23 protein-coding genes are annotated in these 24,764 nt (G+C 71.5%); 5 read left to right on the forward strand and 18 right to left on the reverse strand.

Annotated features, from left to right (window positions below; translation table 11 throughout):
- Nucleotides 1-18 precede the first annotated feature (18 nt).
- The 16 genes from AC4BGE_RS04585 to AC4BGE_RS04660 all read right to left on the reverse strand — a co-directional run bounded on the left by AC4BGE_RS04585 (nucleotide 19) and on the right by AC4BGE_RS04660 (nucleotide 15,354).
- Nucleotides 19-1,170 (reverse strand): ABC transporter substrate-binding protein, encoded by a 1,152-nt coding sequence (locus tag AC4BGE_RS04585; protein ID WP_490574500.1) that lies wholly within the window; start codon nucleotides 1,168-1,170, stop codon nucleotides 19-21.
- A gap of 78 nt (nucleotides 1,171-1,248) precedes the next feature.
- Nucleotides 1,249-2,973, reverse strand: a complete 1,725-nt coding sequence (locus AC4BGE_RS04590) for an FAD-dependent oxidoreductase (protein WP_490574501.1) — start codon at nucleotides 2,971-2,973, stop codon at nucleotides 1,249-1,251.
- Between the two features lie 107 nt (nucleotides 2,974-3,080).
- Nucleotides 3,081-3,620 (reverse strand): nuclear transport factor 2 family protein, encoded by a 540-nt coding sequence (locus AC4BGE_RS04595; protein ID WP_490574502.1) that lies wholly within the window; start codon nucleotides 3,618-3,620, stop codon nucleotides 3,081-3,083.
- Complete coding sequence (locus AC4BGE_RS04600; protein WP_490574503.1) at nucleotides 3,617-4,066, reverse strand: acyl-CoA thioesterase; 450 nt, start codon at nucleotides 4,064-4,066, stop codon at nucleotides 3,617-3,619. The genes AC4BGE_RS04595 and AC4BGE_RS04600 overlap by 4 nt, the downstream gene beginning before the upstream one ends.
- Nucleotides 4,063-4,488 (reverse strand): MaoC family dehydratase, encoded by a 426-nt coding sequence (locus tag AC4BGE_RS04605; protein ID WP_490571193.1) that lies wholly within the window; start codon nucleotides 4,486-4,488, stop codon nucleotides 4,063-4,065. Before AC4BGE_RS04605 ends, AC4BGE_RS04600 begins: the two co-directional genes overlap by 4 nt.
- Nucleotides 4,485-4,919 carry a hypothetical protein gene (locus tag AC4BGE_RS04610; RefSeq protein WP_490571194.1) on the reverse strand — a complete coding sequence of 145 codons (435 nt, stop codon included), beginning with the start codon at nucleotides 4,917-4,919 and terminating at the stop codon, nucleotides 4,485-4,487. Before AC4BGE_RS04610 ends, AC4BGE_RS04605 begins: the two co-directional genes overlap by 4 nt.
- Entirely contained in the window at nucleotides 4,912-6,429 is a 1,518-nt protein-coding gene (locus AC4BGE_RS04615; RefSeq protein WP_490574504.1) for an AMP-binding protein, read from the reverse strand. Before AC4BGE_RS04615 ends, AC4BGE_RS04610 begins: the two co-directional genes overlap by 8 nt.
- Nucleotides 6,430-6,514: 85 nt before the next feature.
- Nucleotides 6,515-6,919 carry a nuclear transport factor 2 family protein gene (locus AC4BGE_RS04620; RefSeq protein ID WP_490574505.1) on the reverse strand — a complete coding sequence of 135 codons (405 nt, stop codon included), beginning with the start codon at nucleotides 6,917-6,919 and terminating at the stop codon, nucleotides 6,515-6,517.
- 156 nt (nucleotides 6,920-7,075) lie between these two features.
- Nucleotides 7,076-7,954: a mycofactocin-coupled SDR family oxidoreductase gene (locus AC4BGE_RS04625; RefSeq protein ID WP_490571198.1), complete on the reverse strand. Its 879-nt coding sequence runs from the start codon at nucleotides 7,952-7,954 to the stop codon at nucleotides 7,076-7,078.
- On the reverse strand, nucleotides 7,951-9,732 hold the full coding sequence (locus tag AC4BGE_RS04630) for a flavin-containing monooxygenase (RefSeq protein ID WP_490574506.1): 1,782 nt from the start codon (nucleotides 9,730-9,732) through the stop codon (nucleotides 7,951-7,953). The genes AC4BGE_RS04625 and AC4BGE_RS04630 overlap by 4 nt, the downstream gene beginning before the upstream one ends.
- An 88-nt stretch (nucleotides 9,733-9,820) precedes the next feature.
- The gene (locus AC4BGE_RS04635) at nucleotides 9,821-11,479 is read right to left on the reverse strand and encodes an FAD-dependent oxidoreductase (RefSeq protein WP_490574507.1); all 1,659 of its coding nucleotides are present in this window, start codon (nucleotides 11,477-11,479) and stop codon (nucleotides 9,821-9,823) included.
- Nucleotides 11,476-12,045, reverse strand: coding sequence for a nuclear transport factor 2 family protein (locus tag AC4BGE_RS04640; RefSeq protein ID WP_490574508.1), 570 nt, complete (start codon nucleotides 12,043-12,045; stop codon nucleotides 11,476-11,478). The genes AC4BGE_RS04635 and AC4BGE_RS04640 overlap by 4 nt, the downstream gene beginning before the upstream one ends.
- A gap of 47 nt (nucleotides 12,046-12,092) precedes the next feature.
- Entirely contained in the window at nucleotides 12,093-12,608 is a 516-nt protein-coding gene (locus AC4BGE_RS04645) for a nuclear transport factor 2 family protein (RefSeq protein ID WP_490574509.1), read from the reverse strand.
- Nucleotides 12,608-13,768 (reverse strand): acyl-CoA dehydrogenase family protein, encoded by a 1,161-nt coding sequence (locus AC4BGE_RS04650; protein WP_490571203.1) that lies wholly within the window; start codon nucleotides 13,766-13,768, stop codon nucleotides 12,608-12,610. The genes AC4BGE_RS04645 and AC4BGE_RS04650 overlap by 1 nt, the downstream gene beginning before the upstream one ends.
- An 88-nt stretch (nucleotides 13,769-13,856) precedes the next feature.
- Nucleotides 13,857-15,119, reverse strand: a complete 1,263-nt coding sequence (locus AC4BGE_RS04655) for an MFS transporter (RefSeq protein ID WP_490574510.1) — start codon at nucleotides 15,117-15,119, stop codon at nucleotides 13,857-13,859.
- A gap of 37 nt (nucleotides 15,120-15,156) precedes the next feature.
- Nucleotides 15,157-15,354 (reverse strand): ferredoxin, encoded by a 198-nt coding sequence (locus AC4BGE_RS04660; protein ID WP_489963889.1) that lies wholly within the window; start codon nucleotides 15,352-15,354, stop codon nucleotides 15,157-15,159.
- 158 nt (nucleotides 15,355-15,512) lie between these two features.
- Here AC4BGE_RS04660 and AC4BGE_RS04665 point away from each other — a divergent pair, with 158 nt between their 5' ends.
- From AC4BGE_RS04665 to AC4BGE_RS04680, 4 genes are all read left to right on the forward strand, one after another.
- On the forward strand, nucleotides 15,513-16,787 hold the full coding sequence (locus tag AC4BGE_RS04665) for a cytochrome P450 (RefSeq protein ID WP_490574511.1): 1,275 nt from the start codon (nucleotides 15,513-15,515) through the stop codon (nucleotides 16,785-16,787).
- A complete protein-coding gene (locus AC4BGE_RS04670) occupies nucleotides 16,784-17,974 on the forward strand; it encodes an NAD(P)/FAD-dependent oxidoreductase (protein WP_490574512.1) in 1,191 nt (396 codons plus the stop codon). Before AC4BGE_RS04665 ends, AC4BGE_RS04670 begins: the two co-directional genes overlap by 4 nt.
- A complete protein-coding gene (locus tag AC4BGE_RS04675) occupies nucleotides 17,971-19,215 on the forward strand; it encodes an MFS transporter (protein WP_490574513.1) in 1,245 nt (414 codons plus the stop codon). Before AC4BGE_RS04670 ends, AC4BGE_RS04675 begins: the two co-directional genes overlap by 4 nt.
- A gap of 62 nt (nucleotides 19,216-19,277) precedes the next feature.
- Nucleotides 19,278-19,736: a MaoC family dehydratase gene (locus AC4BGE_RS04680; protein WP_490574514.1), complete on the forward strand. Its 459-nt coding sequence runs from the start codon at nucleotides 19,278-19,280 to the stop codon at nucleotides 19,734-19,736.
- Nucleotides 19,737-19,883: 147 nt separating this feature from the next.
- Here the strand turns inward: AC4BGE_RS04680 and AC4BGE_RS04685 are convergent, their stop codons facing one another.
- Nucleotides 19,884-20,927: an LLM class flavin-dependent oxidoreductase gene (locus AC4BGE_RS04685; RefSeq protein ID WP_490571210.1), complete on the reverse strand. Its 1,044-nt coding sequence runs from the start codon at nucleotides 20,925-20,927 to the stop codon at nucleotides 19,884-19,886.
- A gap of 80 nt (nucleotides 20,928-21,007) precedes the next feature.
- Nucleotides 21,008-22,501: an aldehyde dehydrogenase family protein gene (locus AC4BGE_RS04690; RefSeq protein WP_490574515.1), complete on the reverse strand. Its 1,494-nt coding sequence runs from the start codon at nucleotides 22,499-22,501 to the stop codon at nucleotides 21,008-21,010.
- A gap of 216 nt (nucleotides 22,502-22,717) precedes the next feature.
- Between AC4BGE_RS04690 and AC4BGE_RS04695 the strand changes: the two genes are divergently transcribed.
- Entirely contained in the window at nucleotides 22,718-24,670 is a 1,953-nt protein-coding gene (locus AC4BGE_RS04695; protein ID WP_490574516.1) for a 2-oxoacid:acceptor oxidoreductase subunit alpha, read from the forward strand.
- The last annotated feature ends 94 nt before the right edge of the window (nucleotides 24,671-24,764 follow it).

Here is a 24,764-nt window from a genome sequence, read left to right on the forward strand (position 1 = left end):
ACCACACCCCGGTCACCCTCACTTGACGAGCGTCTCCTTGCCGTCCTGCCAGCGCACGAGGGTGCCGTCGATCCGGGCGTCGTTCCCGTCGAAGGTCACCTCGCCCATCGCGCCGCTGTAGCCGTCGGCGGCGATCTCGGCGAGACCCTCGCGGATCCCCTCGCGGGAGGAGTCGCCCGAGGCCTTGATGGCCCGCGCGATCCACCAGATGGCGTCGTAGCCGTCAGCGGCGTACGGCGTGGCCTCCTTGTCGAACTTGGCCTGGAAGGCCTTGGCGAAGGCGTCGGACGCCTTGTCCTCCATGGCGACCGAGAACGGCACCGGGTAGACCAGGCCGTTGGCGTTGTCGCCGGCGGCCTCGATGTTGCCGGCGGCCTGGACCGAGGTGGCCACGATCTGTCCGTCGTAGCCGGCGTCGTTGAGCTGGCCGAGCGCGGTCACCGACTGGGGGGCGATGAGCAGCATGACGAGCGCGTCCGCGCCCTCCTTGGCGACCTGCTGGGCCTGGCCGGAGAAGTCCTGCGTGGTCATCTGGACCGGCAGCGACTGCACGATCTCCATGCCCCGCTCCTCGGCCATCGCCGGGACGTCGTCCTCGCCGAGCAGGGCGAACGTCGGGAAGGTGGCGTTGTAGAGGACCGAGACGGTCTTGACGCCCTCCTCCTCCAGGAAGTCCATCACCGAGGCGTAGTAGGACTCCATCGGCGGGGTGACGCGGAAGGTGTAGTCGTTGGTCACGACGCCCTCGCCACCCGCCTGGGTGAAGACGGTCGGCACCTTCTGGCGGCCCACCAGGGGCGAGACCGTGGCGGCCTGCTGGGTGGAGACCGGGCCCATGATCGCGGAGACGTCGCGGTCGCCCATGGCCTTGCTCATCTCGCTCGACGCCCGCTCGATCTCACCGGCGGTGTCGTACTTCTCCAGCTCGATGGTCACGCCGTCGCCGAGGAAGCCCTGCTCCTCGATCTCCTCGATCGCGAGCTCGGCACCCTCCGAGGCACCCAGGCCGGCGTAGGCCACGGTGCCGGTCTGGTCCTGCACCTGGGCGATCTTGATCGTGTCGGCGACGCCGCCGTCGCCACTGGCGCTGCCGCCACCACCACCGTCTCCGCACGCGGCGGTGCCGAACACCGTCGCCATGGCCAGGCCTGCCAGCAGCGCCTTGCGCATCTGCGCTCCTCTACCCATCGTTCCTCCACTGTTCGTTAGGTTGCAGGTCCCGCCGCGGAAGCGGAGGACTCTTGGGTGTCAGGCGACCGGGTCGCCCGACAGTTCACGACCGACCAGGTATGCCAGCGTCAGTCCGCGCCCGAGCGCGATTCCCGAGTTGTAGGCGGTGCCGGTGGTGGTCAGCGCCGCCACCGACCCGGCGGCGTAGAGACCGGGGACCGGCTCTCCGTCCTCGGCGAGGACGTGTCCGTCGCCGTCGATGCGGACGCCCGAGGTGCCGATCCCGGTGCCGACGAAACGCAGCCGGATGCCGTGGAAGGGAGCCTGGACGATGGGCCCGAGCACGGGGCTGGGCTTGTTCTCCGGGTCGCCGGCGAACTTGTTGACGTAGTCCACGGTGCCGCGGCCCCAGTCGGGGTCCTCGCCCTTGTCGGCGTACTGGCTGAACCGCTCGGCGGTCCGGGTCAGCTGCTCGCCGTCGATGCCGAGCTTGTCGCCGAGCTCCTCCAGCGTGTCGGCCGAGGTCACCCAGCCCTCGGGGTAGTCGCCGCCGGGCGGGGTCGCGGCCAGGCCGTACTTGATCCGGTGCTGGTCGTCCCAGACCAGGAAGAACGGCAGGTGGGTGTCGTCGGGGTCGAGCGTGCGGCGGCAGATGTCGACCCAGTAGGAGTCGTTGCAGTAGCGGTTGCCGTGCCGGTCGACGATCATCGAGTGCGGCATCGCGTACTCCGGGCCGTAGCCGAAGCCGGTGCCGACCTGCGAGCGCCATCCGGGAAGGATCGGCGTCGCGTTGGCGGGGATCCGGGCGATCTCGCCGCCGACCTGGCGGGCCAGCTTGATGCCGTCGCCGCGCAGCGTCTCGGGGGCGACCGAGCCCCAGTCCTCCTCGGTGAGGCCGAGGATCTCGTGGACCAGCTCGGGGTCCCAGTCGTAGGTGCTGGTGGCCAGCACCACCGGGCCGCGCAGCTCCACGGTCCCGTCGGGGGTCTCGGCCCGGAGGCCGACGACGGCGCCGTCCTCGGTGATCAGCTCGACGACCCGGTGCTCGGTGCGGATCTCCACCAGCTCGTGGGCAACCACGCGCGCCAGGAAGCCGGCGACCACGCCGGTGCCGTAGGTGAGCGGGTCGGCGTCGGTGGCCCGCTCGAACTCGGTGCCGTCGGAGAGGCCGAAGGCGGGCAGCCCGGCGTGCGACTGCTTGGTCGCGCTCTGCTCCTCGCCGGCGTCGTCGACGTACGTCGCCCGGCGGCCCTTCTCCAGCAGGTCGCGGTAGGTCGTGCCGACCGGGAAGTAGGGGCTGTAGCGCAGCTTCTCGCGCCACGGCCCGAGCACCGAGCCGTCGATGACCTCGTTGGTCAGGTAACGCCCCTGGGGCAGCGCCCCGTCCGCCTCGTTGTGGTAGTCGGCGAGACCCGGGATGACGGTCCAGCGGATGGCGCCGTTCTCCTCGAAGTACTCCATCGCGGCGGGCGAGACGTCGATCCAGCGCAACAGCGCCTTCTCGTCGAGCACCTCGGGCGCCAGGTGGGAGGCGACGTCGCGGATGTAGGTCTCGGTCAGCGCCTTGGAGTCGCCCTCGATGCCCTCGCGCCGGGCCACGTGGTTGTCGCCGCACCACACCTGGCCGCCGGAGTAGGCGGCCGCGCCGCCGACCAGGTCGGCGGCCTCGAGCACCAGGGCCGGGCGGCCGTGGAGCGCGCAGGTCAGCGCGGTGGAGAGACCGGACAGGCCCGCGCCCACGACCAGGACGGGCACCTGCGCACCGTCGGAGGAGGCGGCCACGGTAGTGGGGCTGTCGGTCATCGGGAACACTCCTTGTCCAGGTGACAGTGGTCTGCGTCACAGGTCCTAAGGATGAGTGAATATCATGATCACTGTTGTGTCAATATCCCTGCGAATCATTTGACTCGTTAGGGGGTGGAGCGCAGATGCCCGTCCCCGACCGGGACGACCGCGCTGGTGCGGGCCGGCTCCCCCGGGAAGCGGACCCGGTCCACCTCGGGCAGGGTCGCGGCGTAGTCGAGCGCGGAGGCCGCGTAGAGGAACCGCACCTCGCGGCGGGTGAAGACCCAGCGACCCTCGTGGCGGGCGTACCGGTCGGCGTAGCGGTAGGCGGCCAGCAGCACGCCCCGGCTGGTGACGAGCTCGGCGTGGCCGCTGGAGCTGCCGACCGCCTCGTCCGGGCCGGCGGTCTGGACCACCACGGCGTGCGGGGTGTGCACCATCCGCCGGAAGCCGCGCATCGACGCGCCCAGGGTCTCCGCGATCTCCGGCCAGCCCGTGGCGAGGTGACCGTCGCGATCGAAGACCGCGTCGGGGTGGAACATCTGCTGCAGCGCGTCGAGGTCGTGGTCGTCGACGCACAACGCGTAGCGGGCCACCAGGTCGCGCACCTCCTCGCGGTCCAGGAGGCCCTGGACCCGGGGGTCGGCCCCGGCAGCCCCGCTCACACCTGGACCTCGAAGCGGGGCGCCGGCAGCTCCCCGAGGACCTTGCGCAGCCGCTCGGGGATCTGCGCCTTGGAGAAGTCCGCGGGGTTTCGCGAGGCGAAGACCATCTGGCCCTTGGTCACCAGCTGGTCACCGCGGGTGAACTCGAAGCCCACCGCGTAGGAGCTGCTGCCGATCCGCTCGGCGACGGCCTGGCAGACGATCTCGTCGAAGACCTCGACGGTGTCGACGTAGCGGCAGCCCGAGCTGATGCCGACGGTGACGACGCCGAGGTCGTCGGCCATCTGGCCGCTGCGGATCCCGTGGGAGTAGAGCCACGTGGAGTAGCAGCGCTCCATCCAGCGGTAGTAGATGTCGAAGTAGGCGATGCCCACCGTGTCGGTGTCGCCGTAGGCCAGCTGGAAGGCGAGGCGGCCCTTGGCGGGCTCGTGGGTCAGCGTCGTCATCGGGTCTCCTCCAGGAGCACGTCGGCGGTCCCGGAGAGCACGACGGCGCCGCCGACGACCTCCAGGCTGATGTCAGCGGTGGCCACCCGGCCACGCTCGGTCTCCTCGACCGCGGTGACGGTGCCGGTGGCCCGCACCCGGTCGCCGGCCAGGACGTTGCCCTGGAAGCGCACCCGGAAGGTGAGCAGGCGGTCGCGCCCGCCGGCCCAGCGGGCCAGCATGGTCTGCAGGTAGCCCATGTTGAGCGGGCCCTGGTTGACCGGCCGCTCGTCCATGCCCAGCGCGGCCAGCGCGCGGGTGTCGAAGTGGATCGGGTTGGGGTCGGCCAGCAGCGCGGCCATCACCTTCATCTTCTCCGGGTCGACGGTGAGCTCGAGCGCGGGGATCGTGGTGCCGACGCTCACGTCGTCAGGCGCGCTCATGCCGACCTCCTCGGGAAGACGATCGAGTTGTAGCAGCGGGCCACGTGGTCGCCGCCGCGGTGCAGGTCGAGCTCGTAGCCGACGACGTCCATGGCACCGGCACGCCGGCCGACCTTGCGGTCGACCGAGACCACCCGCCCGGAGACCTGGTAGGTCGCGCCGGTCTCCAGGGGGCGGTGCAGCGTGGTGTGGTGCTCGCCGAACATCGGGCCGTCCGCGGCGGTGGCTTCGAACCACCCGAAGAGGTCGTCCCAGGTCATCCCCATCCCGGCGACGCCCGCCATCCAGGCCAGCACCGGGTGGGGCACCTCGTCCCACGGGTCGTCGAGCAGGGTGTCGGCCACCAGCCAGGCCCGCCAGGGGGCGAGCGTGTACTCGCCCCCCGGGAACTCGCGACCGACCCTGTCCTCGTAGCCTCCCGGCTCAGACATTGCGATCCTGGTCCTCCCAGAACGGCTTGCGCAGCTCGCGCTTGAGGATCTTGCCGGTGGGCGCCTTGGGCAGCTCGACGACGAAGTCGACCGACCGCGGCTTCTGGTAGCTCGCCAGGTGCTTCTTGGCCTGCTCGATGATCTCCTGCTCGGTCGCCTCCGCGCCCGGCTTGAGGACCACGAACCCCTTGACCGTCTCGCCCCACTCCTCGTCGGGCACGCCGATCACGGCGCACTCGAGCACGGCCGGGTGGGAGGCGATGGCCTCCTCGACCTGGACGGAGTAGATGTTCTCCCCGCCCGAGATGATCATGTCCTTGGCGCGGTCGACGATGAAGACGTAGCGGTCCTCGTCCCAGGTGGCCACGTCGCCGGTCCACATCCAGCCGTCGCGCAGGGTCTGCGCGGTGAGGTCGGGGCGGTTGAGGTAGCCGACCATGTTGGCCGGGCTCTTGACGATGATCTGGCCGGGGGTCTTCCCGTCCTGGGGCACGTCGTTGCCGTCGAGGTCGACGACCCGGACGCTGGTCACGAAGCCCTCGCGGCCGCACGACTTGAGCCGCTCGGGGTGGATCCCGTTGATGGCGTCGAGGTGGTCCTCCTGGGAGAGGAACGTCATCGTGGTGCCCTCGGTCTGCCCGTAGCCCTGGATCAGGGTGCACGGGAAGGAGTCGAGCGCCTGCCGGACGATGTTGGACGGCATCGGCCCGCCGCCGTACTGGATGTTGCGCAGGCTGGAGAGGTCGTACTGCGCGAAGTTGGGCTCCGCCATCATCCAGTTGAGCATCGTGGTGACGCCGAGGAACGCCGAGACCTTCTCGTTCTCGATCAGGTCGAGGGCGAGCTTGGGCGCGAAGTTCATCAGCACCAGCGGGCAGCCGTGCTTGAGGTAGTTCATCGCCAGCACGATCGGGATGTGGTACATCTGCCCGGTCAGCATGTAGACGTCGGTCGGCACGATCCGCTCCGCGACCGTCTGGTTGAGCATGCCGGCCGCGGCGCTGCGGTGGGTGTGCAGGGCGCCCTTGGAGTCGCCCGTGGTGCCACCGGTGTAGAGCAGGAAGAACGGGTCGTCCTCCCCCACCTGGTCGCTCTGCGCGGGCTCCTCGTCCGACGACCGGGCGATCAGCTCGTCGAGGCTGCCGTCCGAGCCGGGGCCGAAGGAGAGGGAGGCGACCAGGTCGACCTCACGCTCCACGGCGGTCGCCACCTCGGCGAACTCGCCCTGGGTGATCAGCACCCGGGGACCGGCGTCGCGGACCACGCCGACCAGCGCCGGGGTGGCCAGCCGCCAGTTGAGCGGTTGGGTGACCAGGCCGACCCGGCCGGCGGCGAAGTAGAGCGCCTGGAACTCCACGCAGTTGCGCGAGAGCATCGCGACCTTGTCGCCCTTGGTGAGACCGAGGGCCAGCAGGCCGTTGGCCATCCGGCGGACGAGCTCGTCGAAGTCGCGCCAGGTGACGCGCCGGTCGTCGGCGGCGTCGTAGATGGCCTGCCGGTGGGGGGTCATGCGCGCCCACTTGGCAGGGATGAGTCCTTGGTTCATGCAGGTCCTCCGGGGAGTCTTCCGAGATCGGCAGGCGGCGGCAGATGGCTCAGTAGGCCTTGTCGAGGTCCAGGTGGAGCGTGCGGAAGCGCAGGCTGCCGCCCTCCTCCACGATCTCGGAGGAGTAGACCCCCGCGGACAGCAGGTTGGTCTGGTCGTTCTCGGTGGCGATCAGGGTGAGGTAGTGCTTGGTCCTGGTCACGCCGTCCTCGGTGCCCTCGACGATCAGGTTGGTGTTGACGTGCCGGCGCTGGTCGGTCTGCGAGGACATCGAGTCGCGCATCAGCTTCATGATCGCGTCGCGGGGCCCGAAGGAGATCTTGTCACCGCCCGCGATGATCATCGAGAAGGTGGCGTCCTCGGTGAAGACCGACTCCATCGTCTCGAGATCGGCGGTGTCGTAGGCCAGGGAGTAGCGGTTGGCGAGGTTCTCGAGAGCGGCGCGGTCAGTCATGGTGACTCCTTGGTGAGAGCGGGCGCGGCGTCGCACCAGCACAGAGAAAAGCGATTCGTGCATATTGTGCGCATGGTTAGAACGTGATGTCCACCACGCGCCGCCGCAACTTGAGAAAATTCTCCGCCACGCCCGCTCACCCGCGCCTGGCGCGGGTCACTGCACCGACGCGCCCCCGTCGACCGGGATCTGCCCGCCCGAGACGTAGTACGACTCCGGCCCGGCCAGCCAGGCCACCGCGTGCGAGACGTGCTCGGGCTCGATCCACGCCTTGCCCATCGGGTTGAGCCCGGCGAACGCCGCCTCGGCGTCCTCTGCCCGGGGCTCCTCCAGGTCGGGGCGGAAGAGCCGGTAGGTCCGGCTGTTCTTCACCATGTCGGTGTCGATGGAGTTGGGGTGGATGGTGTTGACCCGGATGCCGTGCGGCCCGAGCTCGTTGGCCAGCACCTTCATCAGCCCGACGATCGCGTGCTTGGTGGTGGTGTACGCCGCCACGTTGGCCAGGCCCTTGAAGCCGGCCAGCGAGGCGATGATGATGACCGAGCCACCGGGGCCGGCCGCCAGCAGGTGTGGCGCCGCCGCCTTGTAGGTGTGCCAGACGCCGGTCACGTTGACGTCCATCAGCTCGCGCCACGCGTCGGCGCTCACCTCGTGGGTCGCCTCGCCGAAGGTGAAGATGCCCGCGTTGGCCACCACGACGTCGAGGCTGCCGAGCGCGGCGACCCCGGCGTCCACGGCCGCGGTCAGCGCGTCGATGTCGCGCACGTCGGCCTGGGCGGCGTGGATGCGCCCGCCCGCCGCCTCGACCTGACGCACCGTCTCGGCGAGGTCGTCGGGAGTGGCCAGGTCGTAGAACCCGTCGAGGCTGCCGATGTGGTCGCAGAGGTCGACGGCGATGATCGCCGCCCCGTCGCGCACCAGGCGCAGCGCGTGGCTGCGGCCCTGGCCGCGCGCGGCGCCGGTGATCAGGGCGACTTTGCCGGCCAGGGGTCCGGCCCCCTGCTGGGGGGAGGTCGTGGTGGTGCTGTCGGTCATGCGGTCCTGCCTTCCGAGAGGGTGCGGGGCTCGAGGAGCCCCTCGTGGTCTGCCTTGATCTGCAGCGCGAGGAACTTGCCGTAGAAGCGGGCCATCGCGAGGTTGCCGCCCATGAACCAGAGGCCCTCCTGTCCCGAGCGGCGCCACACGCCTTGGAGCTCGCCCTCCGCGTCGAGGCCCCAGACGGGACCGCAGCGGTCGGCGACCTCGTCGCCGAGCAGCCGGCGGGCGGTCTCGAGCATCCCCTTGTAGCCGGTGGCGAAGACGACCACGTCGGCCTCCAGCACGGTGCCGTCGTCGAGCTCGAGGCCCTCGGGGGTGAAGTGGCGTACGCCGACCCCGGAGCGGACCGCGACCTCGCCCGCGGCGATCAGCTCCGAGCAGCCGACGTTGATGTAGTAGCCGCCGCCGCGCTGCAGGAAGAGCTGGAGCGCGCCGGTGCCGTTGATCCCGGAGGAGGTGAGGAAGCCGGCCTGCTCCAGGCCCGCCAGCATCTCCTTGTCGTGCTCGGCCATCGCGGCGGTGGTGGCCTGGTGCATCTCCGGCGCGCAGTTGAAGGGGAAGGAGGCACCGAGCAGGTCGGCCGTCTCGGTCGGCGGCCCGCTCTCGTCGTACATGCCGGCCATCGCGAGACCCGAGCCGGCGACGCTGACCACGTAGGTGGGCGAGCGCTGCACCATCGTCACCGCGGCGCCCTTCTCGTGGAGCTCCTGGGCGATGTCGTGGCCGCTGTTGCAGCTCCCGACCACCACCGCGCGACGTCCGGCGAAGTCGGCGCCGCGGGGGAAGTCCTTGGAGTGGCAGGCGAGCCCGGTGAACTCCTCGGCGCCCGGCAGGTCGGGCAGGTTGGGCTCGGTGCCGCTGACCCCGGTGGCCAGCACGAGGTGCCGGGGTCGCACGGTGCGCACCGTGCCGTCGGCGCGCCGCAGCGTCACCTCCCAGCCGTCGGCGCCCCGGTGCGTGCTCTCCACCAGCTCGGTGCCGGTCCAGACGTTGAGCTCCATGATCCGGGCGTAGGACTCGAGCCAGTCGGCCAGCTTGTCCTTGGGCGTGTAGACCGGCCAGCTGGGCGGGAAGGGGAGGTAGGGCAGGTGGTCGTACCAGACCGGGTCGTGCAGCACGAGCGAGTCGTAGCGGTTGCGCCACCCGTCGCCGACCCGCTCGCCGCGGTCGACCACCAGGGTGGGCACCCCGAGGCAGCCCAGCCGGGCGGCCAGTCCCAGGCCGCCGTGCCCGGCGCCGACCACGAGCACGGCCGGCTCACCGTCGGCGAACTCCTCCTGGCGCCGGCGGGTCTCCGACCAGCTGCGCGCCATCCGGTCGGCGCCCTGCGCGCCGCCGAGCGGCCGCCTGGTGCCGGTGAGCTCCTCGTGGCCCACCAGCTCGTCGGCGGCGGTCAGCAGGGTCCACGCCCCCCAGGCGCCGTCGCGCTCCACCAGGCGCAGCACCCCTCGCCCGCGGACGAGCGGGGTCTCCAGGGCGAAGCTGGCCTGGACCCAGGGCTCGGCTCCCGCCTCGACCAGGGCGGGGGCGTCGGTGAGCCTCAGCGTCACCGGTCCTGCGGGCAGCTCCTCGATCCTGGCCGCCAGGGCGTCGTGGCCGTGGGCGGTGCGCAGGTCCCAGGTGAGGGCGAGCAGGTCGCGCCACCACCCGTCGGCGTGGAAGAGCTGCGGCACGGCGGCGCCGACACCCTCCGCCAGCATCGCCCGGAACTGCTCCAGCCACGCTCCGGTGAGGGCACCCAGGTCGGGTGCCACCCTCTCGTCGGTCGTTGTCATGGGCCCGAGACTCCAATCCTGATATCCGTAATCATGAATTGGTAAAAGTGTCTCAGATCACATCAGGGCCGACAAGAGGGTGGAGCGCTCACTCCCCCGCGACGGCGCGCCCGCAGCGGTACCCGAAGACCATCGCCGGCCCGAGGGTGCCGCCCGCGCCGCCGTAGACCATCCCGGTCGGCGCGGCCATCGCGTTGCCCACCGCGTAGAGGCCGGGGATCGGGTCGCCGTCGACGTCGACGACCTCGCAGTCGGGCGTCGTCAGCGGGCCGCCCTTGGTGCCGAGCGAGCTCGAGTGGACCGGCGCGGCATAGAACGGGCCGCGGTCGATGGGACCCAGGGTGGCGGCGGTCCCCGGGTAGTGGCTGCGGTCGCCGCACCACCCGTCGTACGCCGACTCCCCGCGACCGTGGTCGGTGTCGCGGCCCTGGGCGCACAGCTCGTTCCACCGGGCGACCGTGGCCTCCAGCTCCCTGGCGGGGACGCCGATCTCGACGGCCAGCTCGGCCACGGTGTCGGCCCGGGTCATCCAGTCCGGCATCTCGCCGCCGGCGGGGATGCCGTAGCCGCCGTACATCTCGACGTAGCCCTGGTCGAAGACCGCCCAGGCAGGCTGGTTCTCGTACTCGAAGCGGGTCGGGTGGAAGACGTGGAAGGCCGCGCCCAGCGCGTTGTAGTTGGCGGCCTCGTTGGTGAACCGCCGCCCGTCCGCGTTGACCATGATCGTGCGGGGCAGGGTGCGCTCGCGCTGCAGCAGCTGGATGCCGTGGTTGGCGTACTGCTCCCCCTCGAACCCGGGGATCGTGACGACCGGGACCCACCACGCCTCGCGCATCACGCCGAGCTGGGCGCCGACGCGCATGGCCATCCGCAGCCCGTCGCCGGTGTTGGTCGGGGCGCCTGGCGAGTGGCTGAGCGGGCCGCGCAGGAACGCGCGGGCCAGCTGCTCGTCGCGCTCGAAGCCCCCGGTGGCCAGCACCACCCCGCGACGCGCGCCGATCCTGCGGCCGTCGGCCAGCTCCACCCCGGTGACCCGACCGGAGTCGGTGACCAGCCGGACGGCGTCGGCCGAGGTCCGCACCGCGACGTCGCGGTCGAGCAGGCCCTTCAGCAGCGCCCCGAGCAGCCCTCGGCCCAGGCCCTCGAGCGCCTGCTCGGTGCGGCGGGACTCCTCCGCGGGCTCGAGGAAGCCGGTGCCGCCGCCGACCGGCGTCTCGCCGACGTACATCGAGCGCGGGAAGCCCAGGAAGCGGTCCGCCCACTCCCCCAGCTCGTGGAAGGAGAAGAGCTCGGGCTCGGTCGAGCGGCCGCCGCCCGGCATCCCGCCGGGGTGCTCGGGGTGGTAGTCGGGATAGCCCGGGACCAGGCGCATCCGCAGCGGGGTGCGGTCCTCGACCCAGTCGAGCATCTCCTTGACGGTCGAGACGAAGGCCTCGGCCATCTCGGGGCGGATGAGTCCGTGGGAGAGCGCCGAGAGGTAGTCTCGGCCGTCGGCCTCGGAGTCGACCACGCCGTGCTCGGCCTGGTACTTGTTGGCCGGCAGCCAGGCGACCCCGCTGGAGAGCGCGGTGGTGCCGCCGAGCACGTCGGCCTTCTCCAGCAGCGCCACCTCGACGCCCCGGTCGGCGGCGCTGAGCGCCGACATCATCCCGGCGCAGCCGCTGCCGAGCACGACGACGTCGAAGGTCTCCTCGAAGGCCTGGCCGGTGGTCCGGTCGGCGGTCTGGTCCGTGCTCTGGCCGCTCATGCGCCCACCTCGTCGGTGTAGAAGGAACGCAGCCAACCGAGGTCGCCACCGTGGAGGACCGAGGGCCAGTCGGCGGGCCGCGGATCGCCGTAGACCAGGGTGCGCCGGTCGCTCTTCATCGTCTCGACGTACTCCGAGGCGGGCAGGTAGTACATGTAGCCCAGCTGCCGCTCGGCGATCCGCCAGCCGCGCTCGGTACGCCGGTAGACGTCGTGGTAGCGCAGCGCGACCCACATGGTCTCCCCCTCACGCACCAGCTCGGCGTGCCCGCTGACCAGCCCGGTGGCCCGGTCGGGGTCCGACTCGTCGAAGCGGGTGAGCACCGAGTGCATGAAGTGGTGGGTGGCGCCCAGGGAGTCGTAGCGCCCCTGGTAGGTCTGGGCGATCGTCTCGAGGCCGCGGGCGTCGAAGACCCCGTCCGCCGAGGTCAGGTGGGCGTCGGCGGTGAAGAGGCTCTCCAGCCCCTGCAGGTCTCGCTCGTCCATCACGAACCCGTAGAGGTGCACGAGGTCCGCGATCGCCTGCCTGTCCTCGAGCCGGCGCAGCCTCTCCTCGGTGGTCGTCATGTCTGTCTCCTTCTCCTCGGTGTCGGCTGCCTCGGGCGTCGGTCGGGTCAGGGTCGGCCGTGTGAGGGTCGGTCGGGGCGCGGACCGAACGACTCCATCGACGTCGGCGCCAGCGCCGCCGGGTCGACGAACGCCGTGCCCTTGACCTGGATCCGCTTGGCGCTGATCAGCCACCGCCCGCCGTCGCGCACCATGTCGTCGCGGTAGCGGCCCCAGACCATCCGGGCCTCGCCGGAGGCGTGGGTGGTGACCACCCAGAAGGTGGCGTCGAACCGGACCGGGTCGTAGGCACCGGTGCCGAGCGGGGAGACCTCGACGTTGGTGGCCATGTGCTGGGCCACCTCGACGTCCGAGGCCGCGAACCGGCGGTAGAGGTCGAGGAACGCCTCGCGACCGCGGGTCTCCTCGCCCTTGCGGGCGAGCAGCACGTCGCGGGTCACCAGCTCGCCCAGCCCGTCGACGTCCTTGGCGTCGACGAGCCGCTGGTAGGCGTGGAGCAGCCGCTCGGCCTCGCGCTGGAGCAGCAGCCCCTCGAGACCGTCGGCGCCCCCGACCCCGGGCATCAGTAGGACCTGGGCAGCCCGAGCACGTGCTCGGCGACGTAGTTGAGGACCATCTCCTGGCTGATCGGGGCGATCCGGTTGAGGCGCGACTCCCGGAAGTACCGCTCGACGTGGTACTCCTTCGCGTAGCCGTAGCCGCCGTGCACGTTGATCGCCACGTCGGCGGCGTTGAAGCCGGCCTCGCTGGCCAGGAACTTGGCCATGTTGGCCTCCCGGCCGCAGGGGATGTCGTTGTCGACCATCCAGGCCGCCTTGTCGCAGATGGCGGTGGCCGCGTCGAGGCGGATCCGGGCCTCGGCGAGCTGGCCGGCGATCAGCTGGTTCTGCCCGATCGGCCGGCCGAAGACGATCCGCTCGTTGGCGTAGGCGACGGCGCGGCGCAGCGCGGCCTCACCGAGGCCCAGCGCCGCGTTGGCCGAGATCACCCGCTCGGCGTTGAGGCCGCTCAGGATCACCTTGAAGCCCTCGCCGACCTCGCCGATGACGTCCTCGTCGGCGACGAAGAGGTCGTCGATGAAGAGCTCGTTGGTGTCGACCGCGTGCCGTCCCAGCTTGGGGATCTCGCGGATGGTCACGGCCTCGGGGTCGAGGGTGGCGAACATCAGGGTCAGGCCGCGGTGCGCCTTGCCCTCGCGCGGGGAGGTGCGGACCAGGAGGAACATCCGCTCCGCCTCCTGGGCCTTGGTGATCCAGACCTTCTTGCCCGAGACGAGCCAGCCGCCGTCGACCTTGCGGGCCGAGGTCTGCAGGTTGAGCGTGTCGGTGCCGGCGTCGGGCTCGGTGACCGCGAAGGAGACGTGCAGCTCGCCGGAGACCGCGCGGGGCAGGAAGCGCTTCTTGAGGCTCTCGCTGCCGTGGCGGATCAGGGGCTCGAAGCCGAAGATGCCGATGTGGACCGCCGAGCAGCCGGCCATGCCGGCCCCCGAGGCGGAGATCTCGCGCTCCACGACGGCCGCCTCCTGGACGCCGAGGCCGCCCCCGCCGTACTCCTCCGGGATGCTCAGCCCGAGCCAGCCGGCTTCGGCCACGGCGTTGTAGAAGTCCCAGGGGAACTCGTGCTTGTCGTCCTGCTGCATCCAGTAGTCGTCGTCGAACCGGGCGCACATGGCTCGCACCGCCTGCCTGATGGACTCGTGCGTCTCGTCCACGGCGAAGTCCATGCTTCCTCCTGCTCTCGGGTGGCTCAGGCTCACGTGTCCCGGCTCACAAGATTTCCTTATCACTATTATCACTAAGGATGCTGCGCTGTCACCCCCCGAGCGGAGGCTGCGCCGCGGCAGCGCGGGGCGGCCGCGCCGCGACGCGGACCAGGAGCATCGCCGCGGCCGAGGTGAGCGCCATCAGCGCCCACGCCCAGCCACGACCGCCGGCCGCCGAGAGCAGGCCGAAGCCGATCGGGCCGACGGCCGACCCCACCCCGCTGCCCAGCTGGAGCAGGCCGCTGGCGGCCCCGGCCCCCGCCGAGCGACGGACCAGCGTGACCAGCAGCAGCGCGGGCCAGGTCCACGCCGCGACCAGGCTGAGCAGCACGCCGGCGACCACCAGGGCGCGCCACACCTCACCGCCCGCCTCCCCGGGGCCCCCGGAGCCGGAGGCGGCGTCCAGCCCCAGGGTGCCGACCGCGACCAGGGCGAGGGCGACCACCGCGACGGCCATCACGCCCAGCAGCGGAGCCAGGTCGTCGGGCGGACGGCGGTCGAGCCACCAGCCGGCCGCGACCCGGGCCAGCACGGCCACCAGGCTCCCCGCGGAGACCACGCCGGCCGCCTGCACCGGGCGCAGCCCGGCCGAGACCAGGCTCAGCACCGCGAAGCCGGTGAGGGTGGCGACCGCGAAGGTCCCGAGACCGGCGGCGACCACCACGGGGGCCGCCCGCAGGGGATCCGCCGGCGGCGCCGACCCGGGCGGGTCGTGGACTCCGGAGGCCTCCCCGGCGCTGCCGGGGGCGGCCAGCAGCAGCCCGCCCACCACCGCGAGCGGCAGCACCAGGCCGACGGCCATCGCCGGCCGCCACCCGTGCACGTGGGCCAGGGCGGGCAGGGTGGCGCCGGCCACCGTCATCAGCAGCGGGGGCGCGGTCTGCTTGAGGCCCAGCACGGAGGCCTGGCGGCCGGGGGCGACCGTCGCCATCACCGCGAGGTTGCTGGTCGGCGAGGCGAAGGCGTAGCCGAGCCCGCTCAGCGCGACCACCGCCAGCAGCGCGGGCAGTGAGTCGACCAGGAGCACGCAGGCCGCCAGGCAGCCGGCGGTGAGCAGCGCACCCCACCACGCGCCGGCGGGCCAGCCGCGACCGTCCACCCAGCGCCCGGCGAGCGGGGCGGCGACCGCGGTCACCGCCCAGAAGGCGGAGACCACCAGGCCGAGGCGGACGTCGTCGAGGCCGAGGTCGGCGGTGAGCTCGACCGAGAGCAGGCCGAGCAGCGTCGGCACCGCGACCGCGCTGCCGAGCAGCAGGAACGCGAGCAGGCCCGCCGACCGTCCTCCAGGACGGCGGCGGGCCTCCCGACGCACGTGTGGACTCAGTCCGGGACGACTCGGTCGGAGGTGCTCAGTCCTCGATGGTCAGCGCGATCTCCGGGCACGAGTCGACACCGAGCGCGGCAGCGTCCTCGAGCTCCTCGGGGATCTCGCCGTCGAACTTCACGATGACCTGGCCCTCGTCGACCGTCACGTCGTAGACGTCCGGGGCGGACATGCGGCAAAGGCCGTGGCCCTGACACTTGTCGAGATCAGCGACAACTCTCATGCTGGCTCCTCCTGACTGGCTGCACCGTCGGTGCCGGCTCCGGGAATCGGTCGGGGACCATGTTCGCACCGGCCTCCCTTGACTCCATGCTGGGTATAACTATTATCATGATCCTGCTCACCCAAGGAACCCCTTGGCCACCAAGGAGGATTGATCTGATGTCCGACCAGCCGCGCTGCCCCGTGACCGACTTCGACCATCACTCGGCAGCACACGCCGCGGACCACGTGGGCGCCTACCGCAAGCTCCGCCAGGAGTCTCCGGTGGCGTGGACGGAGGCGCACGGCGGGTACTGGGTGATCTCCAACTACCAGGGGGTCTTCGAGGCCTCGCGCAACGACGACATCTTCTCCTCCGGCCGCCACGACGAGTACGGCGGCCCCGGCCTCTCGGTGACCATCCCCAAGGCCCCGACCGCCTTCCACATCCCCATCGAGCTCGACCCGCCGCAGTTCCGGCCCTACCGCAAGGCCGTCAACAAGGTGACCGCGCCCGCGGCGGTGGAGAACCTCGACGCCGTGATCAAGCACTACGTCACCGGCTTCATCGACACCATCATCGAGCAGGGCGAGGCCGACCTGGCGATCGTGGCGGGCGTGCCCGCGGCGGTGACCATCGACTGGCTCGGCCTGGACCCGTCGGAGTACAGCAACTACGTCGACGCGATGCACACCCTGGTCGCCGCGGCGCCCGGCTCCCCGGAGTACGTGCACGCCGCCGAGGTCGCCGTCCCGTGGGTGAGCCGGACGGTCCGCGAGCACATCGCCCACCGCCGCGAGCACCCCAGCGACGACGCCACCACGCACTTCATCAACTCCGAGGTCGACGGCCGGCGGATGGACGACGACGAGGTCTACTCGATCCTCGAGCTGGTCATCTCCGGCGGCGTCGGCACCACCGCCTCGCTGGTCACCCAGTCGCTCGTCTGGCTCTACCAGAACCCCGACCAGCGGCAGCGGCTCATCGACGATCCTTCGATGGTCGACATCGCGGTCGAGGAGTTCCTGCGGGTCTTCTCCCCCACCCAGGCGCTGGCCCGGACGATCATGGAGGACACCGAGTTCCAGGGCTGCCCGGTGCGCAAGGGCGACCGCGCACTGCTCGCGTGGGGCTCGGCCAACCGCGACGAGGAGCAGTTCGAGAACCCCGACGAGGTCGACATCACCCGCTGGCCCAACCGGCACGTCGCCTTCGGGCTCGGCATCCACCGCTGCGCCGGCTCCCACATGGGCAAGGCGATGGCGCGCGAGATGATCCGCCAGGTGCTCGCCCGGATGGGCGACTACGTGGTCGACATGGACAACGTGGTGGCCTACCCCGACCAGGGCACCAACGCCGGCTTCCACACCATCCCGGTCACCTTCACCCCGGGTGAGCGGCTGCTCGGCGACAAGCCGCTCTTCGCCGACCACTACACCAAGACCGGGGCGTGAGCACCGCGCCCGGCGGCGCGCACCCCGCCCTGGACCTCGAGACCGGCCGGGTCGTCGTCGTCGGGGCCGGCCTGGCGGCCGCCCGCCTGTGCGCGGTCCTGCGTCGCAAGAAGTTCCGCGGCACCATCACGGTGCTGGGCGCGGAGCAGGTGCCGCCCTACGACCGGCCGCCGCTGTCCAAGGCGGTGCTGGCCGGCGAGCGGGACGACTCCCCGCTGCCCTTCGACACCGAGAAGCTCGCCGTCGACCTGCGCCTGGGCGCCACCGCGACCGGGCTGGACATCGCCTCGCGGACGGTGCTGACCGACGCCGGCACCGACCGGGCCGACGCGGTCGGCTACGACGCGCTGGCGATCGCGACCGGCGCCTCGCCGCTGCGGCTGCCCGGCGACGGCCCCCAGCTCACCCTGCGGACCCTCGACGACGCCCTGGCGCTGCGGGGCCGGCTGGTGCCCGGCGCCCGGATCGTGATCGTCGGCGCCAGCTGGATCGGCGCCGAGGTGGCGACCACGGCCCGCGCTGCGGGCTGCCGGGTCATCTGCGTGGAGTTCGGCCCCGAGCCGCTGGGCGGCGCCCTGGGCGAGGAGGCCGGCGGGGCCACCCGCTCCTGGTGGGAGGGGATCGACCTGCGCACCTCCACCGGGGTCACCTCCGTGGAGGCCGACGGCGTCCACCTCGAGGACGGCACGGTGCTGCCGGCCGAGGCCGTGGTCACCGGCATCGGGGTGCGCCCCGACCTGACCTGGCTGGCCGGCTCGGGGCTCGACCTGGAGCGCGGCATCCTCACCGACACCCGCTGCCGGACCAACGTGCCTGGCGTCGTCGCGCTGGGCGACGTGGCCCAGCGCTGGTCGCGACACACCGGGACCCACCGGCTCACCGAGCACTGGGACGAGGCGAGCATGGTCGCAACCGCGGCCGCCTCCACCCTGCTGGACTGGGAGCAGGGTCCCGAGCACGACCCTGTCCCCTACTTCTGGTCCGACCAGTTCGGCCGCAAGCTGCAGTACGTCGGGGCCCACGGCCTGGAGGACGAGCTGGTGCTCGACAAGGGCGCCGACGGCTCCCTCCTGCGCGCCACCTGGAGCCGCGAGGGCACCCTCACCGCCTGGCTGGGCGTCGACCTGAGCAAGGAGCTGGTGAGGGCCCGGACGGCGGTGGGCGGCCCCCTCTCCGCCCTGGAGTGAGCGTGGACCCCGCCCTGGCCGCGACGCCCGGGCCGGGCGCCACCGTGCCCGGCGGTCGGCTGCGGACCTGGGTGGCGCTGCTGCTGGTGGTGGGGATCGGCGTCAACATCCGCGCCGTCTTCGGGGTGACACCGCCCCTGGTCCCGGTGATCAGCGACGACCTCTCGCTGAGCGCCACCGCGGCCAGCCTGCTGACCTCGGTGCCGATCCTGGCGATGGCGCTCTGCGCGCCGCTGGGGCACGCGCTCTCGACCCGGCTCGGCCCGGACCGGGCGATGATCGCCCTGCTGGGCTTCCTCGGCGTCGCGGAGCTCACCCGGCTGGTGATCGACACGGCGGTGCCGCTGGTGGCCTCCGCCGGGCTCATCGGCGGCGCCCTGGGCGCGGTCTCCACGCTGACCCCCGCGTTCATCTCCCACCACCTCCCCCGGCTCCGCGGGCTGGCCACCGGGGTCTACTCGACCTCGATGGCGCTGGGCGTGGCGCTGGCCGCCGGCACCGCGCAGCCCATCACCGAGCTGCTGGGGGGCTGGCGTGTCGCGCTGGGGCTGTGGGGGGCGGCGGCGCTGCTGCTGGTGGCCGCCCTGCTCGCCGCCCGTGCCTCCGGGGCGGGGCTGCCCCGCGAGACCGGCCCGGCGCAGCGGATCTCGTTGCCGCTGCGCGAGAGGCGCGCGTGGTTCGTCACCGGCGTCTACAGCGTCCCGATGTTCCTGGGCTTCGGCGTGATCGCCTGGCTGCCGAGCCTCTTCATCGAGCACGGGATCGCGTCGGGCACCGCGGCGCTCTACCTGGTCCTCTTCCAGTCCGTGCAGGTCTTCTCCATCCTCACCCTGACCCCGCTGACCGACCGGATCCCCGGCCGGCGCGGGGTCTTCGCCACCGTCATGGTCACCGCCACGGTGGGCCTGCTCCTGCTCACCCTGGAGCCACGCGACCTCGCGCTGCCCGGCCTGCTGCTGGCCGGCTTCGGCATCGGCGGCGCCAGCAGCCTGGCCCTGGTCAAGGTGCAGGACGAGGCGACGTCGCCGCAGGACGCCACCCGGCTCAGCTCGATGGCGATGCTCTTCTCCTTCACCGGCGGGGCGGCCGCGCCCTTCCTGATGGGCGCCCTGACCGACCTCACCGGCAGCCTGGTGCCCGGCTTCGGCCTCTGCTTCGGGGTGAGCGCGCTGAGCATGCTGCTGCTGATCGGGATGCACCCGGCACCCGGCCACCCGCGCGCCACGGCGACACCGGTCTAGAAACCATGTTCATCATTGCACTAGACTGACCGGATCATCGAGAGCTGCAGGAAGGAGACCCCATGCCCGGCATGTGGTTCGAAGAGTTCGAGGAGGGCCAGGAGTTCAAGCACCCCTGGAGCCGCACCGTCACCGAGATGGACAACATCCTCTTCACGTCCATCACGATGAACCCGGCGCCCATCCACCTGGACGCGGAGTACATGGCGACCCAGCCGCACGGCCAGCGCCTGATGAACAGCCTCTACACCGCGGGACTCATCGGCGGGATGATCGTCTACGACCTCACCATGGGCACCACCCTGGGCAACCTGGGCTACACCAAGTTCGACTTCCCGAACCCGGTCTTCCACGGCGACACCCTGCGGGCCGAGACCACGATCCTGGGCAAGCGGGAGTCCAAGAGCCGCACCGACTCCGGCATCGTGAGGTTCGAGCACCGCGGCTACAACCAGCGCGACGAGCTCGTGCACGTCGCGCACCGGGCCGGCCTGATGCTCAAGCGCCCCGCCGACACCTGAGACCTCGCCCGACGCTTCGCCGCCAAGCGTTCCGCCGCGAAGACTCCGCCCCAAAAAAGCAAGCCGCAACAAGAAGGGGGCCGCTCACCGTGACGGTGAGCGGCCCCTCGCGCGTCCCCGGTGAGGGAGGGGCACCGGAGACGCGGGTCAGGCGGGCTGCTTGGCGTCCAGCTCCTCGAAGCTGATGCTCTCCAGGTCCTTGAGCGGCTCGACGACCTCGCGGCCGACCTGCTCGAGGTAGGCGGCGGTCTGGTCGGCGTCCATCCCGGGCCAGTGCGGGCGCACCAGCAGCGGGCCGACCGGGAGGCGCGAGGCGATGTCACGGATCTGGTCGCGCACCTGCTCGCCGTTCCCGAGCAGCACGTGGTCCTTGACGTTCTCCAGGAAGTCCTGCTCGACCCGCTCGCGGTCCAGCAGCCCCATCCCCTGGTCGGCGTAGGAGACGTACTTGACCCGGGCCACGTCGGCGAACTTCTGCAGCGCGTCCTCGGGGTCGGTGCCGAGCTGCAGCTCGCGGCGCAGCGGGAACTTGGTCAGCGGCAGGTCGAACTTCGCCCGCTCGTCGAGGTAGGCGCCGACGAGCTGCTCGACCTGCTCGATGGTCTGCTGCGGGGTGATGGTCCAGACGTCGCCGTGCCGGGCGGCGCGGCGCACGCCCATCTCCTTCATCGCGCCGAGCCAGATCGGCGGGCGCGGCTTCTGCACGGGGTGCAGGTGGGTGGGGCGGTCCTCGATGTCGAAGAACTTGCCGTGGTGGGTGACGCGGTCCTGGGTCCAGACCTTGGTCATCACCTCGATCAGCTCCTCGAGCAGCGAGTAGCGCTGCTTGTAGGGCTTGCCGAAGACCTCGTACTCGTGCGGCAGGTAGCCGGTGCCGATGCCGACCACCAGCTTGCCGCGCGTGATGATGTCGAGGGTGGCCAGGTCCTCGGCCAGCTGGACGGGGTGGTGCAGCGGCCCGACGAGCACGGTGGTGCCGATCTTGACGTCGTCGTCCAGCTCGGCGGCCAGGCGCGCCAGCATCGGCACCGGCTGGAGCCAGCGGAACCCGTCGTAGAGGTAGTGCTGCCCGATGGTGAGGTAGGTGAAGCCCGCCTTCTGGGCAGCCTCGACCTTGCGCAGCATCAGGTCGAGGTGCTCCTCGGGCGGCGTCGAGACCGGCTGGTCCCCCATCAGGATGCCGAATTCCATGCTCTCTCCTCTGCTCGTTGCCGCCGTCCGGGCCGCTCGGCCGCGGGACGGGTGCTGCTCGACTGTGGGACCGGTGGGGCTCAGGTGCCCGGGGGGCGGGTGATGCCGGCCAGCGCGTACTGGATGTGCTTGACCTCGAAGAACTCCGCGTAGCCGTCCTCGCCGAGCTCGCGCCCGACGCCGCTGCGACCCGGGCCGCCCCAGGGGGCGTCGGGGCGCATCCCGGAGCCGCCGTTGATCGTCACCGTGCCCGCCCGGATCTTGCGGGCCACCTCGATGGCCTCGTCGAGCGGGCCGAAGACGTTGCTGGCCAGCCCGTAGCGGGTGTTGTTGGCCAGCTCGATCGCGTGGTCGACGTCGGTGTAGCCGAAGATCATCCCGACCGGGGCGAAGAACTCGGTGTCGGCCAGCGGGTCGTCGGGGTCGACGTCGCGCAGCAGCCCGGGCTTCATGTAGTGGCCCTTGTCCAGGCCATCGGGCCGGCCGCCGCCGGCACCCCAGCTGGCCCCGCGCTCCATCAGCTCGGCGATCCAGCCCTCGACCTTGTCGCGGTGGGCCGCGGAGATGACGGGCCCGACGACGCTGTCCTCCTCCATCGGGTCGCCGACCTTGACCGTCTCGATGAAGTCGGCGGCCAGACGGCAGAACTCGTCGACCCGCTCCTCGGGGACCAGGATCCGGCTCCAGGCGGCGCAGCCCTGTCCGGCGTTGCGCGCGAAGCGCAGGATCGAGGCGCCGACCGTGGCCGGCAGGTCCGCACTGGGCAGGATGATGTTGGGGCTCTTGCCGCCGAGCTCCAGCACGGCCTTGCTGAGCGAGCCGAGGGCACCCTGGGCCATCACCTTGGCGCCCACGGCGTCGGAGCCGGTGAAGGAGACCAGGTCGACGTCGGGGTGGCCGGTCAGGTGGACCCCGATCTCGGGACCCCCGGTGACCAGGTTGACCACGCCCGGCGGAAAGCCGGCCTCGTCGAGCAGTTCGAAGATGCGCAGCGTGCTCCACAGGCCCTGGGGCGAGGGGAGGACGACGGTGGTGCAGCCGGAGGCGAGGGCGCCGCCGAGCTTCCACACCAGCAGGTTGAGCGGGTAGTTGTACGCCGAGAGGGCGGCCACCACACCGACCGGCTCGTAGTGGAGCAGGCTGCCCGAGGCGACGGGCTTGCCGTAGTGCGGGAGCGCCTGCTCATAGCCGCCGCGCGGGCCCTTGACGGCCATCTCGGCATACCAGCGCAGCACGTCGATGGGGCCACCCACCTGCATGGCACGGCAGGCGGCGACCGGGGTCCCGACCTCCGAGGCGATGAGCCGGGACATCGGCTCCAGCTCGCGCTCGAGGATGTCGGCGAAGCGGTTGATCGCGTCGGCGCGCATCCGGGGCGTCCAGGAGCGCCACTGCGAGCCGTGGTGGAAGGCCGCCTTGGCCGCGGCGACCGCCTCGTCGACCTGCTCGACCGAGCTGGTGACCGTCTCCCCCAGGGGCTGCCCGGTCGACGGGCTCACCGACAGGTAGGACTCGCCCGAGGCGCCGTCGACCCACGCCGAGTCGATGTAGGTGCTTGCGGTGCGCTTCTCCACTGTGACCAGTCTCCTCACCTCGGTCGGCGCGCGCGGGAGGCGACGGCCGATCCTGTCCCAGGATCATAGCAATCATATGCATAGTTGAAAAGAAGCTTCGCTCGGCGGAGCGCTCGATCCCAGTCAGCACTTGACGAATGGTGGCTATTCCGTAGGATTGATTATCACTATTAGGGCGTGCGTGTCGCCGCCCGACCCCACGAGCATGGGAGCACCATGACAGTCGCACCCGAGAAGCCGGTCGAACAGGTCGAGCGCGTGGTCATCCGCTTCGCCGGAGACTCCGGGGACGGCATGCAGCTGACCGGCGACCGGTTCACCCAGGAGACGGCCGCCTTCGGCAACGACCTGTCGACCCTGCCCAGCTTCCCCGCCGAGATCCGCGCCCCCCAGGGCACCATTCCCGGGGTCTCCTCGTTCCAGCTGCACTTCGCCAGCCGCGACATCCTCACCCCGGGCGACCGGCCCGACGTGCTGGTGGCGATGAACCCGGCCGCGCTCAAGGCCAACATCGCCGACCTGCGTCCCGGCGCGGTGATCATCGTCGACACCCACGACTTCACCGGCCGCAACCTCACCAAGGCCGGCTACACCCAGAGCCCGCTCGACGACGGCTCGCTGGACGACTTCCAGCTCCACCCGCTGGACCTGACCGGGATGACGGTCGAGGCGGTCAAGGAGTTCGGTCTCTCCCGCAAGGACGCCGCCCGTTCCAAGAACATGTTCGCCCTCGGGCTGCTGTCGTGGATGTACGGGCGCCCCACCGAAGGCACCATCGACTACGTCTCGACCAAGTTCGCCACCAAGCCGGCCGTCCGCGACGCCAACATCGCCGCCTTCAAGGCCGGCTACCACTTCGGCGAGACCACCGAGGCGTTCGCCGTCTCCTACGAGGTCAAGCCGGCCAAGACCGCCCCGGGGCGCTACCGCAACATCACCGGCAACACCGCGCTCTCCTACGGCCTGGTGACCGCCGGGCGCCTCAGCGACCTCCCGGTCTTCCTGGGCGCCTACCCGATCACCCCGGCCTCCGACATCCTCCACGAGCTGAGCAAGCACAAGGCGTTCGGCGTCACCACCTTCCAGGCCGAGGACGAGATCGCCGGCATCGGCGCCGCCATCGGGGCCTCCTACGCCGGCCACCTGGGCGTCACCACCACCTCCGGCCCGGGCGTCTCGCTCAAGTCCGAGGCCATGGGGCTGGCCGTGATGCTGGAGCTGCCGCTGGTCGTCGTCGACGTACAGCGCGGCGGCCCGTCCACGGGGCTGCCCACCAAGACCGAGCAGGCCGACCTGCTGCAGGCGATGTTCGGCCGCAACGGCGAGTCGCCGCTGCCGATCGTGGCTGCCCAGTCGCCGGCCGACTGCTTCGACGCGGCCATCGAGGCGTGCCGGATCGCGATCGCCTACCGCACCCCGGTGATCCTGCTCTCCGACGGCTACCTGGCCAACGGCTCGGAGCCGTGGCGGCTGCCGGAGGTCGCCTCCCTGGCGAAGATCGACCCCGGCTTCGCCACCGGGACCAACCACACCTCGGTCGGCAAGAGCGGGGACGAGGTCGCCGACTTCTGGCCCTACCTGCGCGACGCCGACACCCTGGCCCGTCCCTGGGCACCGCCGGGCACCGCGGGTCTCGAGCACCGCATCGGTGGTCTGGAGAAGGCCGACGGGCACGGCAACATCTCCTACGACCCGGCCAACCACGACCACATGGTCCGGATCCGCCAGGCCAAGATCGACGGCATCGCCCGGGCGATCCCCGACCTCGAGGTCGACGACCCCGGTGCCGCCGACGGGCGCCCGGCCCGGCTGCTGGTGATCGGCTGGGGCTCCACCTACGGGCCGATCGGCGCCGGCGTCCGCCGGGTGCGCGAGCGCGGGCTCGACGTCGCCCAGGTCCACCTGCGCCACCTCAACCCGTTCCCGCGCAACCTCGGCGAGATCCTGGCCCGCTACGACAAGGTCGTGGTGCCGGAGATGAACCTGGGCCAGCTCTCGCTGCTGCTGCGCGGCGAGTTCCTGGTCGACGCCGAGTCCCGCACCAACGTGCGCGGCATGCCGTTCGGCGCCGAGGAGATGGAGGGCATCCTGCTGGAGGCCCTCGCCGACCTCGGTGTCGCGCCGCCCGCCCCCGCCGACGACCGCCAGGCCGAGGAGGCACTGCGATGACCGCCACCCCCACCACAACCGACCTGCCGTTCCCCACCACCGGCACCGCCGGCGTCCCCACGATCGCCGAGGGCGAGAAGCAGACCGGCAAGGA

The sequence above is a fragment of the Nocardioides sp. Z50_6 genome, assembly GCF_058215755.1.